We start from the raw sequence: 18,366 nt of genomic DNA on the forward strand, positions 1-18,366 counted from the left end.
AGCCTTATATTCTGTATAGGGAGGGAAAAGTCATGAAAAAAATCATTCTGATAGAAGATGATGAAATCATCAGAGAAGAATTACAACATTTTTTTATAAAGTATGGATATGAAGTAAAGGCTCCCACAGATTTTAATCATATTATCGAATATATAGAAAGTGAGAATGCAGACCTTATATTACTAGACATAAATCTTCCTGTGTTCGATGGCTATTATATATGCAGAGAAATACGTAAAACTTCAAATGTTCCAATCTTCATGGTTACAAGCAGAGATAGTGATGTAGATGAACTAATAAGTATGAATTTAGGAGCAGACGATTTTATAACAAAGCCGTATAATACAGAAATACTATTAGCAAGAGTAACAAACATTTTAAGAAGAACTTCTGGAGATTTCAAGACGAATCATATCTTAATTTATAGAGATTTTAATTTAAATCTTTCAAATGCAACAGTTACTTATCAAGACAAATCGGTAGAGTTAACTAAAAATGAAGTTAAGATACTCTCATGCTTAATAAATAATCGCGGAAATATTGTAAAAAGAGATTCACTCATAGAAACTTTATGGAAATCTGATTATTTTGTGGATGATAGCACCTTAACTGTTAATATAAATAGATTAAGAAAAAAGCTTGAAGAGATAGGTATAGAAAATCCAATTGCAACAAGAAGAAGCTTAGGGTATATAATGCCATGAATATAGGTGAATTTATTAAAGATAAAATAGTAGTAATACTATCTAATGTACTGGTATTTATTATATTAGCAGGTATATTACTGACTGCGCATGTTCAGTTCATAATCATATTCTTTGTCTTTTGTATTTGGTTTTTTCCATTGATTTCATATATGGTTATAGAATTTATAAAATGTAAAAATTTTTATAATGAGATTAATGGCATATTAGAAAACTTGGAGAAAAAATACCTACTTCCAGAGGTAGTAAAGGAAGCAACCTTTATACATGGGGAAAAGCTTAACACTATACTGAAAGAAGTAAGTAGAGATATGCATGAAAATGTAAAGTATTATAGAGATATGCAATTGGATTACAGAGAATATATAGAGACATGGGTGCATGAAATTAAGACACCAATAGCTTCTACAAAGCTTATAATTGAAAATAATCAAAATGAAGTAACTAATAAAATTGACTCTCAAATGGATCGGATTGAGGGGTTTGTAGAACAGGTTCTGTATTATTCTCGAAGCAGTAACGTTAATAAAGATTACATTATCAAGCCAATCAACCTTGATAATGTAGTAAGGAATGTAATTAAAAGAAACTATAGGGATTTTATTCATAAGAAAATAAAATTAGATATACAGGATATTGATGAAATCGTATATGGTGATGGAAAATGGGTTGAATTTATTATTAATCAAATAATAGGAAATTCTATAAAATACTCAAATAATAAAGAACAAATGATACGTATATACTCAATTAAGAAAACTAACTCAGTAATACTAACTATAGAGGATAATGGAGTAGGGATACTAACTAAAGATATAAATAGAGTTTTTGAGAAAGGGTTTACTGGAGAGAATGGAAGAAGATTTAGCAAAAGTACAGGAATGGGCTTGTATCTATGCGAAAAACTGTGTTCAAAATTAGGATTGAAAATTGGCATTGAATCTGAAATGAATAAAGGAACTAGAGTTACATTAATATTTCCTTTATCAGGTATGGTACCTTTTGAGTCTTATTTATAAAAGAAATGCTACATCTTCCCACAATATAAGGGGTAGCACCACATCGCCATCAAGCTAAGGGTACCAAGAGGGTATATGTGAGTGTACTTTTTTGGGATTTCTACGATTACACTAAAAATGTGCATAACAAATAAGCCTATCAAATTAATGTAAATACTAATGATTTTATAGAATCACTTTAATATACAAGGATGATTACTAATGAAAATAATTACTTATCTTTTAGCTATATTAACTCTAATTGTTATGATTGCTACCATTATTTTTGATATGAATTTACCGTATAAATTAAATTATTGGTTAAGTATTCTATTAGCTCCATTTGTTATTATATTAGGTTTCTATAGTAATGAAAATTCTAATTTTAATAAATAAATTAGAAGAAAAACATAAAAAGATTTCATCATACCGGATGAAATCTTTTTATATTTTTTCTCACTAAAATCTCCTATTGCCATCAAGGTAAGAAATTCGTAGTTACATAAAACGAAATAATGAGCTAAATTCTTATTAATCACTAGCCTTAGAGAAGTGATTTTTTCCTTCTGGGGCATTTATTTTTCTTAAGTTGATGGATGTGTGGCGAGACCCCTATAAAGGTATAGTTTTCTTGCTTTCATATACAATCATGTCACTTAAGTAATGTGAGCGTCGCTGCTATTACATTGTCGACAAATGAACGTTGGGGGCGAGATTTCATCATAACCGTTAGACCGATTAACGCTACAATCAGTGCCTGTGCCAAAGACTTTGCATCTGTGTTGACTTCCAGCTCACCTGATTGGATTCCTCGTTCGATCGTCTCCTGAAAAATGACAGCGAGGTACATTTGATGTTCTCTGGTCAAAATTTCAAATCTCTCATCATGAGGTGCTAATTCAACCATTGTATTGATACAAAAACAACCTTTACTAAGATCCCCCGCGTATTCTTCATTGACGACATCGGCAAAGAAAATAGCAAATGACTCTTTTACAGAGGAGTGACTTTGAAGCCTATTTCGTACATCAGATGCCCGAGACATGGTATATCTACGAAGTGCGGCTTCAAACAATTCTTTCTTATCTCCAAAAGCCGAATAAATACTAGGGCGTTGAATGCCCATTCTAGAAGTAAGATCACTTAATGAGGTAGCCTCATATCCCTTCTCCCAAAATAACTGCATTGCTGCATCTAAAACTTGATCCTCATCAAATTCACGAGTTCGTGCCATTAAGAATTCTCCTTCTCAAACTTTGATTTTATTAATTGTTTTAGGATAGGTGTGTAGGTAATTACAATTGTTTTTTTATTACCAAACAGTATGTAATTATTATATAATTAGCCATTATTTATGTCAAATCAAGCTCCATTCATTTAATGTAACATAAAATTTAGTGCAAAAATCGTTGACATCATAAATGAGACTAAGTTATATTTACCAGTAATCATATTGTACTGAACGGTATGTTATGATTAAAAATCTAATGTGATTGGAGGTTAAGGTATGTTTAAAACAGAGACAAATATAGAAGATGATCCACTCTACACTAAGATAAGTCATAAATCTTCCATAACAAAACCTAATTTGAATCAACAGCCATCCATGTCTCACGCTTTGGCATTATTGTTTGCGACTGCCTGTGGAATGTCTGTTGCCAATATTTACTTTGCACAGCCGTTGCTTGATCAACTATCTAATGAGTTTAGTATTAACCATTCCATTATTGGTGTTGTTATTACCGTTACACAAATTTTTTATGGAGTGGGCTTACTGCTACTTGTACCGCTTGGAGATTTGCTAAACCAGCGACGTCTAATTGTCGGTCAGATGCTATTATCTACAACAGCTCTGGTTATAGTTGGTACTGCTTCCTCCAGCATGGTACTTTTCGCAGGTATGGCTTTGGTGGGACTGCTTGCAGTTGTGACACAGACTCTCGTGGCGTTTGCAGCGACCATCGCTTCCCCTACAGAAAGAGGACGTGTCGTTGGCATTGTAACAAGTGGGATAGTTATTGGCATACTTCTCGCACGCACTTTTGCTGGTATATTAACAGATGTTGCGGGATGGCGTTCTGTATATCTATTTTCTGCTGCGTTCATGCTTTTGATGGTTTTTATGTTTATAAAGATGTTGCCCAATGTTAAACGCGAGGTAAAATCGCTATCCTACCCTGAGTTGATTAGATCGGTGCTTACTTTATTTATTCAAGAACGAACGTTACGTATTCGCTCCGTTCTAGCCATGCTGATTTTTGCTGATTTCAGCATTTTGTGGACTTCACTAGTACTGCCACTTAGTACACCGCCAATTGCTCTATCTCATAGTGCAATTGGCGCATTCGGTCTTGTAGGTGTGGCTGGAGCCTTAGCTGCGGCACGGGCAGGGAAATGGGCCGATCAAGGTTACGGACAACGAACGACAGGTATTGCTTTAGCTCTATTATTGATTTCATGGTTGTTCATCAGTTATATAGAGCAGTCATTAATCGCATTAGTGATAGGGATAGTTCTACTTGATTTGGCCGTACAGGCAATACATGTCACGAATCAAACCATGATCCTTCCATTGCATACAGAAGCACGGAGTCGACTTACTGCTGGATATATGGTGTTTTATTCTATCGGCAGTGCTGGTGGTTCAATAGCTTCGACTCAAATATACGCACACTTTGGCTGGGGAGGGGTTTCCTTACTCGGAGCCTCTGTCAGTGCTTTCGCTCTTCTTTTTTGGGCTATGACCAGACGAGTTAAGAGTTCATGAAATAAACGTGTGTTAGCCAATATGAGAAACACGTTACTACTATAAAGGAAATGATTAATTTTTTTGACTTAAAATCTAATTGGACTAGGAGAGATGACAAATGGAAATAGGTATTACGTCTTTTGTAGAAACGAAACCAGATGTACATAGTGGTGAAGTGATAAGTCACGCACAGCGATTGCGTGAAGTTGTTGAAGAAATCGTTCTTGCTGATCAAGTAGGACTTGATGTGTTTGGTGTTGGTGAGCACCATAGGAAGGATTATGCAGCATCCTCTCCAGCGATGGTTCTATCAGCGGCGGCACCACAAACGAAAAAGATACGGCTGGCGAGTGCAGTAACTGTACTTTCTTCAGCTGATCCTGTGCGCGTTTTTCAGGATTTTTCTACACTGGATGGCATTTCAAATGGACGCGCAGAGATTATGGCGGGTCGTGGTTCCTTTATCGAATCTTTTCCATTGTTTGGCTATAACATGAAGGACTATGAAGAACTGTTTGAAGAACATTTGGACCTACTTCTCAAAATACGTCAGTCCGAAAAAGTGACTTGGGAAGGCGGACATCGACCAGCAATCAATAATTTAGGTGTGTATCCAAGACCTGTTCAAAATCCTTTACCGATATGGGTTGGTAGCGGTGGAAATCAAGAGTCTGCTATCCGTGCTGGTTTTCTGGGATTACCACTTATGTTAGCGATTATTGGTGGTAGCCCAATGCACTTTGCACGAATTGTACAGCTATATAAGAAAGCGGCGGCTCACGCTGGTCATGATGTATCAAAACTTCAGGTGGGATCTCATTCGATTGGATTTGTTGGAGAGAATACGGAATTGGCAGCAGATACATTTTTCCCGTCCACTCAGGCAGGCATGAATAAACTTGGTAAAGAGCGGGGGTGGCCTTATTATGATCGTTCCAGCTTTGATGCTGCACGAAGTTTTGAAGGGGCATTGTATGTTGGTGATCCAGATACAGTCGCCGAAAAAATCATCCATCTTCGTAAGCATGTCGGGATTACACGCTTTATGATGTATGTACCATTAAGTACCATGCCGCATGATCAAGTCATGCGTGCCATAGAATTGCTTGGAACAGAAGTTGCCCCTCGTGTAAGAGAGGAAATTGCCAAATGGGAAGCTGAAGGAGAACAGGAGACACATCTATTCCGTTGATTATTCCATAAGGATTGCATCAAGTCTCATTATTTAACTGGAGGAATTTATATGAAAATTGACAGTCGAGTATTACCAGAATTAAAACAGGCTTTCTCACAGTTTCCAGGCTTTCAATTAGAGGGGGATTTAGAGGCGAGTCGAAGTCTCTTGTCGAATCCATATTTGGAAAAATCAGAGCTTGTACACATGACCAAGCGAATGATTCCTGGCGCTGCTGGCGAGATGTTAGTTAAAATTTACGAACCCGTTGAGAACAATCTTGATAAACTTCCAGCTATGCTGTGGATTCACGGTGGCGGATACGTAATGGGACACCCCGATATGGACGATGTTTTGTGTGAACGCTTTGTTCAGAATGCTAAATGCGTTGTTGTGTCTGTCGATTATCGACTTGCTCCCGAACATCCTTATCCAGCGGCTATCGAAGATTGTTATGCAGGTTTGGTTTGGATGACAAATGAGGCAGACTCGCTGGGCATTGATGTGAATCGAGTTGCGATCGCCGGTGCAAGTGGAGGCGGTGGACTAACCGCAGCGCTTGCGTTAATGGCTCGGGATAAAAGAGGCCCATCTATTATATTCCAGATGCCGCTGTATCCGATGCTTGACAACCGCAACATAGCACCATCAAGCTATGAGATTACAGAAGACCACGCAACATGGAATAGAGCAAACAATTTGACGGCTTGGAGTATGTACTTGGGCAAGGAGAAAGATTCCAACGAGCTATCTCCCTATGCCGTACCTTCGAGAGCAGAAAATTTAGCCGGGCTACCGCCAACTTATACATGTGTAGGTCAACTCGATTTATTTCGAGATGAAACCATTGAATATGTAACACGACTTGCACAAGCAGGAGTAGACGTTGAATTTCACCTCTACCCCGGCTGCTTCCATTGCTTTGAAGTATTTGTGCCTGAAGCCGTAGTAAGTCAGCGTGCCAGTCAGAATTATTTTGATGCGATAGCACGGGCACTACATCCATAATTTATCTTGGCTCAGTCATCAGGGTGTTCAACTGAAGGCATGAGTGATAGCTCTAGGATTATTCGATGAGCAAAGATTACAGGACGAAGTACAAATAGTGCCACCATATACTTTAAATTTTGCACCTTACTCATTGATTAAAAAATAGTAAATACTTCAAAGTTTAAATAGCTAACCAAGGTTTCAAAATAGTGTGCCAGCAATTCAATCTTTTTACTGCGGTTACGATCATAAGCACAATCAACACTTTGGAGCGGATTTCTTTCGTAAGGCGAGTTACTTTTTTAATCGTATTCGTACTAAACAACAGCAGGAAACGGCGATAGACTGCATCCGTAGCTGGATATTCATTTCAAGCTCGAAAAAAATAGAATTAAGTTCTTTTGGTAGTTGATGATATTGGTTATTTTATTTTATCGTAGTTAAGGCACCTCTTCTGTGGTAGTGATTTCTAGGCAAACTCACTATACCAAAGATCGAGGTGTTTTTTTATTTTAATCAAGTTGTCAAGTACACAATTGATAGACTCTAAATTGAATATTGCTAAAGCTTCCCACTTATTTTATAGGTGCGAAAGTTGGTTCTGTCGAAAAGTTTTTTACAGATAGAAAGTTAGGATGGGGTATAGCTGAATTCTATAAAATTGTGAGTAATTGCTGTAATTCATTGAGTTCTGGTGCAAAAAATCGCTTAACCTTGGACATACTGATCACACACATTTTGTAGAGTAATAGTATCAGTATATCCAATATTTATAGATTCGTTGCAATGGTCCTGAAGTTTTTGCATCAGAACCCAAAAGACACCCAAAGGTGCCTTCCTCCGATGGTACGGCGGCATGACTTTAGGTGGCATTGCAAAAGTGGGTCAGTTACAATATTTACAACCATTTTTAATGATTATTTTTTCAGTTTTATTCTTAGGTGAATCAATTACATGGCTAACGATTGTCTTAGCTTTTATTGTTGTCATCTGTGTAATTGTAGGTAAAAGTGAGCCTTCAGCTAAGAAGGAATCTTACTATGAAAAGCATGTACTTCATAAATAAGGTATCAAGTTTATACCAAGCTAATTATTTATTTCAGTTAGAAACATCATAAAAAATTCAATGTCTTAGAAATGAAATTCAAACAAATTAAATATTAGATATTCACTCCGCTTTAATAGGGTGAATCTTGAGATGTATTTAGTTATCCATGAAAAGAAAATTGGAAGTTATGGGACCAAATAGTAACGGAAGAGAAACAACATACAGATTAATTTAATGTACTACTAAATACAAAGCGATTGAGGATAGTACAGATTTTACAAGATCGAGAAAAAACTTCACTTTTAATTTGTTAATCATGGTAAAAATTAAACAACATGAAGTGTATTACTAGCTATTATAGTAGTAGCGATCGGTTATTACATGTTTCAATCTATTACAAATCCTAAGCTAGTAAATGCGGCAGAGGGAAACAATGTTCAACAAGTGAGCAGTCTACCTAAAAATAAATTAGAAAAATCGATACCTAATCGTTTTGATGGTAAAGAAAGAAAAGTTGTATATTTAACTTTTGATGATGGACCAGGAAAATATACAGCTAACTTATTAGATGTATTAAAGAAAAATAATGTGAAAGCAACATTCTTTTTAATTGGTGCCAATGTGAAAAGGTTACCAGATTTAGTGAATCGAGAACATGTAGAGAATCATTATGTTGGAATGCATAGCATGACACATGATTTTAAAAAGCTATACACCAATCAAGAATATGTTAAAGAAATGAAAGAGGACCAATCTTTAATTAGAAATGTTATTGGAAACTCACCGAAATTAACACGGCCACCATATGGATCAATGCCTGGCTTAAATGAATCACTTCGAAATGAAGTGTTTAGAAATAATTTGAAAGTCTGGGATTGGACTATTGATTCATTAGATTGGAAATACAATAAATTACCCGTTGATGTAGCAGCCCCAAAAATTGTGCAAAATGTATTGGCAGGTGCGACATCTTCAAAAGAAATTGTTTTAATGCATGATATTCATCCACAATCTGTCGCGGCAGTTCCAGCAATTATAAAAGGATTAAAAGAAAAAGGTTATGAATTTGAAGCTTATGATGAGAATAATCATTTTCCAATAAACTTCTGGCATGATAATCGTATATAAAAAGATATATATTAGTTAAAAGAAACTCAGAATGGAATTAGCAATTTATATAGGGTTTATATATTCGTAAGAGCGTGTTATTTTTAGTGTATAAAATGCTGAATTACCTAAGGAAAAAGTTTATTTAGTATCCTTTTTCACGTCCGCATAACGAGACAAGAAAATGGATACTTTTTTAAACGGAGACTCCAAAGTGGACACTTTCTAAAAATAGCAAATACTAATTAAATGTGAAGTTAAAATTCAATTCTGCATAAATAGGGGTATCACCACATCGATATCAAGCTAAGGTTTTAAAGTACCTCCTAAATGAAATTTTATCTTGCTAAGATATTTTTGCAAATCTTATTATACTACGTTAAGGGACTATTTATTCTCTATTTATGATATTGAAGTTTAAGTGAGATATATGTAGAAACAACTTAAATATTTAAGGGTTGTATTTAATATAATTAATATTTAAAAATAACTTTGACATACAATTCACTTTATCTTATAGTAAGTACTACACTAACTACTAAAGGAGTTTTTATGGAAGAACTATATAAAGAACTTCAAAAATGGGGATTTTCACAATATGAATGTAAAGCGTATATAGGCCTTTTAAAAAATTACCCCATAACAGGATATGAAATAAGTAAAAGGTCGGGTGTACCTCGTTCAACGATTTATGAAGTGGTGGCGAAATTAATAGATAAAGGTGCGGTTTATACAGTTCCTTCTGATCCTGTAACCTACGCTCCCTTACCAGCTAAAGAATTAATTCGTCGATTGCGTAACAATCTCGAAAATTCTATGGATTATCTTGAAAAAAATTTATCTGCTTTAGAAAGTGAACAAGAAGTAGATGTAATTCATCGTATTAGCAGTGATGAGCATGTTGTTACTGAAATGATTGATATCATAGATAAAGCAGAAGAAGAAATATGGTTGTCGATTTGGGAGCCACAAGCCTCGTCTTTAAAAAGTGCTATAGATAGACGAATAAATGAAGAAATCCATGTTTTCTCTATTCTTTTTGGAGCACCTGATATGCAGCTTGGTGTAACTACTCATCATAATTATATGGCTCCAGAAGTAGCTGAGGAACGTATGAATGGTCGATTAACGATTGTAGCACGGGACAATAAAGAAGTATTAATTGCAAATTTTTCTCCAAATACACCTGCATGGGCAATAAAAACAGAAGATCCAGCCCTGGTACTAATTGCAATGGAGTACATTCGACACGACATTATGTTCTCAGAATTAGTTAAAGAAGTTGGTCCAGAGAAAACGGAAGCTCTTTGGAAAAACAATGCTAATCTATTTCATGTTGTCACTGGAAAACGGTTCAAATAAATTGAACCGTATTTTCTTTCATTTTTTTCGTAGTAGTTAGTGTGTTAGCTTCTATTTTTAAAAAAATAAGGAGGGAATGAAATGAGTCTGTCGAACGTCCAAGTGAATTCATCTCAGAGAGATGAAGATAGCTTTATCAAAGGAGTAAAAGATTGTATCCCTACATTACTGGGTTATTTAAGTATCGGAATAGCGGCAGGTGTTATCCAAAAGACTGCGGGACTTAGCATAGCTGAGATAGCTCTTATGTCTTTAATCCTCTATGCTGGCTCTGCTCAATTTATTGCTGCAGGAATGATGGCAACAAGCAGTGCTCTTACTGCTATTATTATTACGATTTTCTTTGTTAATCTTCGTCATATATTACTTAGTGCAGCACTAGCACCTTATTTTCGGCATCTTTCTTCATTTAGGAATATGTTAGTAGGTTCTCTACTAACCGATGAGACATTTGGTGTTGCTATTAGCGAGGCTGCAAAGAAAAAACAAATCAGTGAAAGATGGATGCATGGCCTTAACATAACAGCTTATATAAATTGGCTTGTAGCTAATTTAGCAGGAGCATTTTTGGCACAGTGGATTTCCAATCCTGAAGAATTCGGTCTAGGATTTGCCTTGCCAGCAATGTTTATAGGGATCCTTATACTAACAATGTTAGGACGAAGTACAATTAAACTAGATATTGTTGTCGCAATTATAGCAGTTGTTATTGCTGTGGGAAGTTCTTTCATATTGTCCAGTAGTATGGGAGTTATTGTTGCTACAATTATTGCTTCAACAATAGGAATGGTGGTGGAAAAATGGAAGTAAGATGGGGAGTTTTTTTAATTATTCTAGGGTCAGCTATAGTAACGTTTATTCCAAGGGTCGTTCCTCTTATGGTACTAAGTCGTTTCGAATTACCAGCATGGGCAATGCGATGGTTACATTATGTCCCTATTTCTATTATAGCTGCTTTGATTGGTCAAGAGATATTTATACATGATGGAAAGATTACATCACTTACAAGTAATATTGAATTTTTTGCAGCCATACCAACTTTCTTTATTGCAATAAAAACACGTAGTTTATTGGGCACCGTACTAGGAGGTATTATTTCCATTATAGTTTTGCGTTTTTTGTTTTAAAACTAAATACTGTATTCAATCAATTATCACGTTTAAATGCCAAGCCATTGTACGAAAGATAACTATAAAACCGCGGGATAGAAGAGAAGGATTGAAATATATGTTGAATTAATATCGTACCATACTTGAATTGAACTGATATTCCGCGTCTTAATAATCTTGTAAAGTCCTAAAATAAAAAAATATGCATTTTAACTTGGAAAAACAATTTTTTCATTTTGGTGTATTTATTTTTTTTACTTGAGGAGCATGTGATTTTATCAGATTGAAAAGCTATCTTGCTTGGTCTTGAATTTGAAAGTAGTTTAATCACTCATGATTCTATAGTATTTCCAGATAAACTAGAGAAAATAGATGAAGAAATAAAAAGTACAAGGGATAAAAGCTCAGCTTTAATATTCCCAGAAGAAGATTAAAAAAAGAAGTAGAAGATATATCAATCGTTTTACAGAGCAATAGTGAAATATCCCCTCTAAATAGACGGATAAAATAATAAATTTAGATACCGATATGGAATAATGTTTATGGAATCGATTTCTATAATTTTCTACAGAAAAATATCTTTGATTTTTTGCATACTTTCACAATATATATTGTGAATTTAATAATTTTGAATTAGCCAATATCTATATACATGTATGCATGCCATAAGCATTCGAAGAACACACCTTATTTTTCAAAGGGGATACAAAAGATATGAGTAAGTTATTTAAAAAGAAATCTGTTACACAATTATTGGAGCATAGTAAGAGTAAAACCTTAATGAAAACATTGGGTTCATTTGATTTAGTTATGTTAGGATTAGGTTCAATAATTGGAACAGGAGTTCTTGTGTTAGCAGGATTAGTAGCAGCAAGAGACGCTGGACCAGCAGTTGTTTTTTCATTCGTATTGGCAGCAATTGTATGTGGATTTATAGCTTTATGTTACGCAGAGATTGCTTCTATACTTCCGGTTTCAGGAAGTGTATATATGTATGCCTATGCAACAATTGGTGAATTAGTTGCACATTTAGTAGGTTGGATGCTACTTTCAATATATATTTTAGCGACAGCAGCGGTTGCTAGTGGATGGACAGGTTATTTCCACAATTTAATAAGTGGATTGGGTTTAGAGATGCCAAAATCACTGCTAATGATTCCATCTCAAGGTGGTATGATGAATCTACCAGCGATAGTCATTACATTGATAATTACATGGATGTTATCGCGTGGTACAAAAGAAAGTAAACGTATCAATAATATAATGGTGTTAATTAAAATTGGAATGGTTATATTATTTATTGTAGTCGGAGTATTTTATATAAATCCGGGGAACTGGGTACCACTTACACCATATGGTATAAGTGGCGTTTTAACTGGTGGGGCAGCTGTATTCTTTACTTTTATGGGATTTGATATATTAGCAACTTCGGCAGAAGAAGTAAAAGATCCACAACGCAACCTTCCTATTGGTATTATTGTATCGTTAATCATATGTACACTTATATATGTTATAGTGTGCCTTGTTATGACAGGTATGGTTTCCTATAAAGAATTAAATGTACCTGAAGCAATGGCTTATGTAATGGAAGTAGTAGGACAAGGTAAAGTTGCTGGAGTAATTGCTGTAGGAGCAGTCATTGGTCTTATGGCTGTTATTTTCTCTTCGATGTATGCAGCAACACGAGTATTCTTTGCAATGAGTCGTGATGGACTGTTACCCAAATCACTCGCGAAAATTAATACGAGGACTGGAGAACCGACTTTTACAATAGGCTTGGTAGGGATAGGAAGTTCTTTTATAGCTGGGTTTATTGATTTGAAAGAATTAGCGAATTTAGTTAATATTAGTGGTTTGGTAACGTATTCAATGGTGGGGGTATCAGTTATTATCCTTCGTAAGACTCATCCGAATTTAAAGCGCGGCTTTATGGTACCATTTGTACCTATATTACCAATCATTTCGATTGCAAGTTGTATATTATTGATGGTAAATTTACCATTAGGAACATGGTTGTACTTCTGTATTTGGATAACTATTGGGGTAGTAATATATTTCGTATATTCAATAAAACACAGTAATTTAAATGAGGAAGCAATTTCAAAAGCAAACAGTTTCGATACCGATTAATTTAAACACCAATAAAATATAAAAATGACTTTTGTTAATTAACAAAAGTTATTTTTTATATTATCTTATATCTATATATAAGATAATATTTATCATAGAGCTAGTTTTAATTTAATTCGATATGTTAGGTATTTTCTTAGTTCGGTGGAGTGAAAGCGATACAAGAGTAAAAGAAGCGGAACAAAAAGCAAAAGAAATCCGTTCAAGTATTAATATCAAACCAGAAATGAAACATTTATATATTAAAGAAGTGTAGAAGGACATGAATCTCTAAACTAAAATCGCATTAATAAACAGGGTGAAGTAGCTACTTTTATGAATTTTGTAGGTACTTTTATGTCCCAGAAAAGAGACATGAAAGTCTAAACTTTTGGAACTAGGGACAAGAAACCTTAAACTACTTAGCTTATAATAAAATATCCATGAAAGTATTCTAAATAAATAGATTTATACAAAAGACAAGAAGCTTCTTAATTGTAAGAAGCCTCTTGTTTTTTTGTTTTAGACAAAGCAAATTTATATCAATTTTAAATAACTAACACAACCATAGATATTAAAGAAATAGCATCTATATACTTATTAGTATGGGGATTTTCCCATTGGAAACCTAATAGTTATTTTGCCAACTTTTCAATGATTGGAGCTTTAGCAGATAATTCACCAGTTGCCATATTACTCATAAAAGATGCCCCATAAATAGTAACTGTATCCCCAACTTGAATATCCTCAAGCACTTCAGAAGAAACAACAGCAGTAACAGTCAGGCCTTCACTAGAAATTTGGACAGTTTCCTTCGTTTTATTGATTACACTTCCAGTGTGCATTTTATATTGTTTTTTTAACACGTTTTCCTCATTTTCTTTTTGAACAATTGCATATTTAGCTGTAGCTGGATCACCTGGTATTGAGCCTATAAACATAGGAGCATAAATGGTAACTGTATCCCCAATCTGAATATCTTTAAGTACCTCAGGGGAAGAAACGATAGCGTATACGCTTGAGTTTTTACCAGAAACCACTAATCCGTCTTCTGTTTTTTCAATTACTTTACCTGAAAGTTTTTGATGTTGATCCAGAGCATTTTGTTCTTTTTTATCGACTTCTGATATAGATTTCGATTTATCTACACTTGTATTAGCAGTCACTGTCTTACTTGCCAACTTTTCAATGATTGGAGCTTTAGCAGATAATTTACCAGTTGCCATATTACTCATAAAAGATGCCCCATAAATAGTAACTGTATCTCCAATATTTATATCTTGTAAGACTTCAGAAGAAACGGTAGCGCTAACCGTCGAACCTTCACTAGAAATTTCAATAGTGTCCTTTGTTTTATTGATTACACTTCCAGTGTGCATTTTATATTGCTTTTTTAGAACGTTTTCTTCATTTTCTTTTTGAACAATTGCATATTTAGCTGTAGCTGGATCACCTGGTATTGAGCCTATAAACATAGGAGCATAAATGGTAACAGTATCCCCAATCTGAATATCTCTAAGGATCTCAGGGGAAGAAACGATAGCGTATACACTTGAGTTTTCACCAGAAACCACTAAACCTTCTTCTGTTTTTTCAATTACTTTACCTGAACGCTTTTGATGCTGATTTAGAAGAGGATTAGTATTTGTATAGTCTTTTTCTTTTAAGTTACTATTCATTTCTCTAGATATCATATCAGTTTTAGCAGTAAGTTGAGCGGCCTCGGCGCGTGTTATGGATCTATTTGGTTGCCAGCCGTTATCAGTACCATTAGAAATTTTTAAGTCAATCAAAATATTTGCATATTTTTCTCCCCAATGTCCTTTTAAATCTTCAAATTTACTTTGGCCATTATCATTTGTTGTACTCTGTAGTTTATAAGCATTTACTAGCATAGTAGCCATGGCAGCACGAGTAACTTTTCCGGATGGATTGAAGATTCCATTCCCTTCTCCTTTAATAATGCCCGTTTTTTCAGCGGCAGCAATATATGGAGTAGCCCAGTGGCCTTGGGTATCTGTAAAAGAAGGTTTTGCTTTTGTATCAATTTTTATCCCTAAAGCTTTTGTTATAATTGTTGCGGCGGAAGCTCGATCTAACGTAGCGTTTGATCCAAAGGTACCATCTGGTAAACCTGATACAGCTTGTTTTTCCAATAAATAATTAACAGATTGCTCTGCCCACTTTGGAACATCAGGAAACTTTTGAGTATCCGCAAAAATACTAGAAGAATAGGATAATATAGCCCCTGCGAGAAGACCTGTTGTGATTAATTTGCGCTTCATAAAAATATACACCTCTACCAATCTATTGTATTACCAAATTGAGATTTTTTATTTTTATATTTATATGTTTGTGATGATGCTGATATTAAATAGACATCTATTCGATTTGGTGTAACGATTATAGTTACTTATATGTACAAGTGTCAATGAATAAGATTTACATAAATGCTTAAAATTTACATAAATAATAAGTATATATTATTTTTATTAAATAAAACTTAATATTATGTTGACGTATTAATGTAGGCTTAATTATAATAAGATTGACAACGAGAGATTACAAGTGTAATATTCAGTTATAGATTACAAATGTAATACAGAGAGGTGTAATTTTAAACAATGAAAGAATTACCTAAAATTTCGGAAGCTGAATTAGAAGTTATGAAAGTACTATGGTCGAACTCTCCACAAACGGCAAATGAGGTGATTGAAGCGTTAGAGCTGAAAATGGATTGGAAACCAAAAACAATTCGAACGCTGATTAATCGATTAGTCCAAAAAGAAGCAGTTGCTTATCATCAAGATAAAGGACGTATGTATGCTTATTATCCTTTGGTATCGCAAGATAGTTATTTACAAGTAGAAACGAAATCTTTACTTAAACGTTTCTATGGTGCAGCATTTAAACCTTTGCTTGTAAATTTCTTAAAAGAAGAAAAGCTTTCTTCAGAAGATATTAACGAACTTAAACGTATTCTGGATGAGAAAACTGAGGAAAATCAGAGGAAGGATAGATTATAGTGATAGAAAGATTTATAAATATCTATCTACCTGCTTTTTTTGATTGGGTGATTGAAACCTCTATTATGGCTAGTATATTAGTGGGTCTAATCTTATGCATCAAGATCTTGTTTAGAAATAAGTTAACTCCACGCTGGCAATATATGCTATGGATCATATTAATTATAAGACTTGTATTACCTTGGTCGCCAGATAGTTCCTATAGTATCTATTCTGTTCTTACTTACAAGAATGATGATGCATTCATTTCTAGCCGAAATCCTGTAGCTAATTTTCTTACACAAGAGCGTATACAAGAATTAAAAGATATAGACGATACAAAGGTTCTCACAAAAGAAGATACTTATACCTCAAGTTCAACACAAACTACTCAGACAAATAAGACACAAACATACAATAATGAAAAGACGGTTCCATTCTATACAATCTTTATATACATTTGGCTTACTGGAGTTATCCTTCTAAGCTTTGCTACTTTTATAATGAACAGGCGTTTATTACTTTACATAAAAAAACAACCTGTTATTACAGATGAGAAGATTATCCAGATTTTTGAAAATTGTAAGCACTCTATGTCTATTCAACGGAATATCCCTCTATTTGTATCTGGAAAGGTTTCCAGTCCAACAGTGTTCGGATTTATTCGTCCCAAGTTGTTATTGTCAACTGTACATATGGAAATATTAGATGAACAACAGTTACGATATATTTTTTATCATGAATTAGCTCACATCAAGCGAAGAGATGTCGGTGTGAACTGGCTTATGCATGGCTTACTCATTTTAAATTGGTTTAATCCAATTCTATGGTATGCCTACTCATGTATGCGGGAAGATCAAGAACTAGCATGCGATGCATTAGCTCTTACATGTATAGATTCAGAGGAACAAATTGCGTATGGACATACTATTATTAGTCTATTGGAACACTACTCAAGTTATTATCAAGTACCAAGTATAGCAAATTTTAGTAAAAACAAGAGAGCGTTAAAAAGGAGAGTTCTAATGATTAAAAAATTCCAAAAAAAATCATATCGTTGGTCTGCGATAGGGGCTGTGGCAGTGATTGCAGTATCATCTCTATCCTTATTAAACGCCCGTGCTGATAAGCCGACTAACCCTGAGAAACAACAAATAGAAGTGAAAAATAATATGAAAGAATTAAAAACACAAACCAATATTCCTATACAGCAAATTGTAGAAAAAATGATTGGTACAAAAGAACAAGCAGAAGCAGAATTTTTTGTTTCAGAAGGAGACTATAATACTTTACTTACAGAGCTTGGAGTGGCGAGGAATCTGTTTACGAAAGAAGAATTTGATCGATTCATTACTTTGGAAACAGAAGCACATATTTTAGATAAAAAAGTAAGGCAAGTAGGAAGTCCTGAAAAGTTAGACCCAGAAGAGGAAAAAAAATATGAGAAAAACAGTGAGGAAATTGGACCATTTAGAGATAAAATTTATTCGCATTTTAGATTAACTAAAAAGGAAGCACAGAAATATGTTGATTTTCCAATTAAGACCCCAAGTTATGTGGTAAAAGGGTATAAATTAACTGGACAAGATGTTCAAACACCGATGACTACTGAAAAAATGAATCCCACTATTGTTTCTCAATATCAAAATGAAGATAATGTGTATTTTGTGTACCAAACTGCAGATACTGATCAGGGAGTAGCGGAGAATAATGAAAAGGTAACAAATTATGAATTAGAAGGTACAAAAATAAGCTTAATTGAAAGTCTCGATACAGAGGAACACTATAAATTCATGCAAATGATTGTTCCTGCAAAAGGAAAGAATAGCGCTTATCAAGTCATAATTCTTGCAGGTGATTTAAGTAAAGAAGAAACAGAGAAAATTATGCTGTCCTTTTTAAAATAAAAATAGAGTCTCAGGATCCCGTTCTTGAGGCTATATTTTTTTAGCTTAAACGAAACCTATAAGTGGGAAGAGAAATTAGTATAGTCTATATAATAAGAAAGTAA

At 34.3% G+C, this 18,366-nt stretch carries 15 protein-coding genes and 1 pseudogene; 13 read left to right on the forward strand and 3 right to left on the reverse strand.

Translation table 11 applies throughout. The features are described 5' to 3' along the window. The first annotated feature begins 32 nt into the window (after nt 1–32). Entirely contained in the window at nt 33–704 is a 672-nt protein-coding gene (locus ACXY7N_RS16780) for a response regulator transcription factor (protein ID WP_016135609.1), read from the forward strand. Further along, nucleotides 701–1,723: a sensor histidine kinase gene (locus ACXY7N_RS16785; RefSeq protein ID WP_016135608.1), complete on the forward strand. Its 1,023-nt coding sequence runs from the start codon at nt 701–703 to the stop codon at nt 1,721–1,723. The genes ACXY7N_RS16780 and ACXY7N_RS16785 overlap by 4 nt, the downstream gene beginning before the upstream one ends. A gap of 631 nt (nt 1,724–2,354) precedes the next feature. On the opposite strand, the gene ACXY7N_RS16790 is transcribed toward ACXY7N_RS16785, so the two are convergent. Next, nucleotides 2,355–2,936, reverse strand: a complete 582-nt coding sequence (locus ACXY7N_RS16790) for a TetR/AcrR family transcriptional regulator (RefSeq protein WP_016135606.1) — start codon at nt 2,934–2,936, stop codon at nt 2,355–2,357. 273 nt (nt 2,937–3,209) lie between these two features. Between ACXY7N_RS16790 and ACXY7N_RS16795 the strand changes: the two genes are divergently transcribed. The 3 genes from ACXY7N_RS16795 to ACXY7N_RS16805 all read left to right on the forward strand — a co-directional run bounded on the left by ACXY7N_RS16795 (nt 3,210) and on the right by ACXY7N_RS16805 (nt 6,633). Then, nucleotides 3,210–4,469, forward strand: a complete 1,260-nt coding sequence (locus ACXY7N_RS16795) for an MFS transporter (RefSeq protein WP_488592491.1) — start codon at nt 3,210–3,212, stop codon at nt 4,467–4,469. A gap of 100 nt (nt 4,470–4,569) precedes the next feature. Next, nucleotides 4,570–5,643 carry an LLM class flavin-dependent oxidoreductase gene (locus tag ACXY7N_RS16800; protein WP_016089100.1) on the forward strand — a complete coding sequence of 358 codons (1,074 nt, stop codon included), beginning with the start codon at nt 4,570–4,572 and terminating at the stop codon, nt 5,641–5,643. Between the two features lie 51 nt (nt 5,644–5,694). Continuing rightward, nucleotides 5,695–6,633 carry an alpha/beta hydrolase gene (locus tag ACXY7N_RS16805; protein WP_016135604.1) on the forward strand — a complete coding sequence of 313 codons (939 nt, stop codon included), beginning with the start codon at nt 5,695–5,697 and terminating at the stop codon, nt 6,631–6,633. A gap of 182 nt (nt 6,634–6,815) precedes the next feature. Here the strand turns inward: ACXY7N_RS16805 and ACXY7N_RS16810 are convergent. Next, nucleotides 6,816–6,985 (reverse strand): annotated as a pseudogene (locus ACXY7N_RS16810) (IS4 family transposase); the annotation flags it as partial. Nucleotides 6,986–7,420: 435 nt separating this feature from the next. Here ACXY7N_RS16810 and ACXY7N_RS16815 point away from each other — a divergent pair. The 6 genes from ACXY7N_RS16815 to ACXY7N_RS16840 all read left to right on the forward strand — a co-directional run bounded on the left by ACXY7N_RS16815 (nt 7,421) and on the right by ACXY7N_RS16840 (nt 13,371). After that, nucleotides 7,421–7,681: an EamA family transporter gene (locus ACXY7N_RS16815; protein WP_267865372.1), complete on the forward strand. Its 261-nt coding sequence runs from the start codon at nt 7,421–7,423 to the stop codon at nt 7,679–7,681. A gap of 336 nt (nt 7,682–8,017) precedes the next feature. Continuing rightward, nucleotides 8,018–8,791 (forward strand): peptidoglycan-N-acetylglucosamine deacetylase, encoded by a 774-nt coding sequence (locus ACXY7N_RS16820; RefSeq protein ID WP_050582732.1) that lies wholly within the window; start codon nt 8,018–8,020, stop codon nt 8,789–8,791. 531 nt (nt 8,792–9,322) lie between these two features. Beyond that, nucleotides 9,323–10,132 carry a TrmB family transcriptional regulator gene (locus ACXY7N_RS16825; protein WP_016135601.1) on the forward strand — a complete coding sequence of 270 codons (810 nt, stop codon included), beginning with the start codon at nt 9,323–9,325 and terminating at the stop codon, nt 10,130–10,132. A gap of 81 nt (nt 10,133–10,213) precedes the next feature. Further along, entirely contained in the window at nt 10,214–10,942 is a 729-nt protein-coding gene (locus ACXY7N_RS16830) for an AzlC family ABC transporter permease (protein ID WP_454497760.1), read from the forward strand. Continuing rightward, nucleotides 10,933–11,259 carry an AzlD domain-containing protein gene (locus tag ACXY7N_RS16835; protein WP_488592492.1) on the forward strand — a complete coding sequence of 109 codons (327 nt, stop codon included), beginning with the start codon at nt 10,933–10,935 and terminating at the stop codon, nt 11,257–11,259. The genes ACXY7N_RS16830 and ACXY7N_RS16835 overlap by 10 nt, the downstream gene beginning before the upstream one ends. Nucleotides 11,260–11,955: 696 nt before the next feature. After that, nucleotides 11,956–13,371 carry an amino acid permease gene (locus ACXY7N_RS16840; RefSeq protein ID WP_488592493.1) on the forward strand — a complete coding sequence of 472 codons (1,416 nt, stop codon included), beginning with the start codon at nt 11,956–11,958 and terminating at the stop codon, nt 13,369–13,371. A gap of 614 nt (nt 13,372–13,985) precedes the next feature. On the opposite strand, the gene ACXY7N_RS16845 is transcribed toward ACXY7N_RS16840, so the two are convergent. Continuing rightward, complete coding sequence (locus ACXY7N_RS16845; protein WP_488592494.1) at nt 13,986–15,635, reverse strand: S-layer homology domain-containing protein; 1,650 nt, start codon at nt 15,633–15,635, stop codon at nt 13,986–13,988. Between the two features lie 339 nt (nt 15,636–15,974). Here ACXY7N_RS16845 and ACXY7N_RS16850 point away from each other — a divergent pair, with 339 nt between their 5' ends. Both ACXY7N_RS16850 and ACXY7N_RS16855 read left to right on the forward strand, forming a co-directional pair. Beyond that, on the forward strand, nt 15,975–16,376 hold the full coding sequence (locus tag ACXY7N_RS16850; RefSeq protein ID WP_098412692.1) for a BlaI/MecI/CopY family transcriptional regulator: 402 nt from the start codon (nt 15,975–15,977) through the stop codon (nt 16,374–16,376). Then, on the forward strand, nt 16,376–18,262 hold the full coding sequence (locus tag ACXY7N_RS16855; protein WP_098412693.1) for a M56 family metallopeptidase: 1,887 nt from the start codon (nt 16,376–16,378) through the stop codon (nt 18,260–18,262). Before ACXY7N_RS16850 ends, ACXY7N_RS16855 begins: the two co-directional genes overlap by 1 nt. The last annotated feature ends 104 nt before the right edge of the window (nt 18,263–18,366 follow it).

The sequence above is a fragment of the Bacillus sp. 5w2 genome (genome assembly GCF_054353775.1).

Coding starts and splice junctions, on each gene's coding strand:
- ACXY7N_RS16825 (WP_016135601.1), top strand. CDS start 9,323: ATGGAAGAACTATATAAAGAACTTCAAAAATGGGGATTTTCACAATAT.
- ACXY7N_RS16805 (WP_016135604.1), top strand. CDS start 5,695: ATGAAAATTGACAGTCGAGTATTACCAGAATTAAAACAGGCTTTCTCA.
- ACXY7N_RS16840 (WP_488592493.1), top strand. CDS start 11,956: ATGAGTAAGTTATTTAAAAAGAAATCTGTTACACAATTATTGGAGCAT.
- ACXY7N_RS16835 (WP_488592492.1), top strand. CDS start 10,933: ATGGAAGTAAGATGGGGAGTTTTTTTAATTATTCTAGGGTCAGCTATA.
- ACXY7N_RS16790 (WP_016135606.1), bottom strand. CDS start 2,936: ATGGCACGAACTCGTGAATTTGATGAGGATCAAGTTTTAGATGCAGCA.
- ACXY7N_RS16845 (WP_488592494.1), bottom strand. CDS start 15,635: ATGAAGCGCAAATTAATCACAACAGGTCTTCTCGCAGGGGCTATATTA.
- ACXY7N_RS16850 (WP_098412692.1), top strand. CDS start 15,975: ATGAAAGAATTACCTAAAATTTCGGAAGCTGAATTAGAAGTTATGAAA.
- ACXY7N_RS16800 (WP_016089100.1), top strand. CDS start 4,570: ATGGAAATAGGTATTACGTCTTTTGTAGAAACGAAACCAGATGTACAT.
- ACXY7N_RS16795 (WP_488592491.1), top strand. CDS start 3,210: ATGTTTAAAACAGAGACAAATATAGAAGATGATCCACTCTACACTAAG.
- ACXY7N_RS16830 (WP_454497760.1), top strand. CDS start 10,214: ATGAGTCTGTCGAACGTCCAAGTGAATTCATCTCAGAGAGATGAAGAT.
- ACXY7N_RS16780 (WP_016135609.1), top strand. CDS start 33: ATGAAAAAAATCATTCTGATAGAAGATGATGAAATCATCAGAGAAGAA.
- ACXY7N_RS16785 (WP_016135608.1), top strand. CDS start 701: ATGAATATAGGTGAATTTATTAAAGATAAAATAGTAGTAATACTATCT.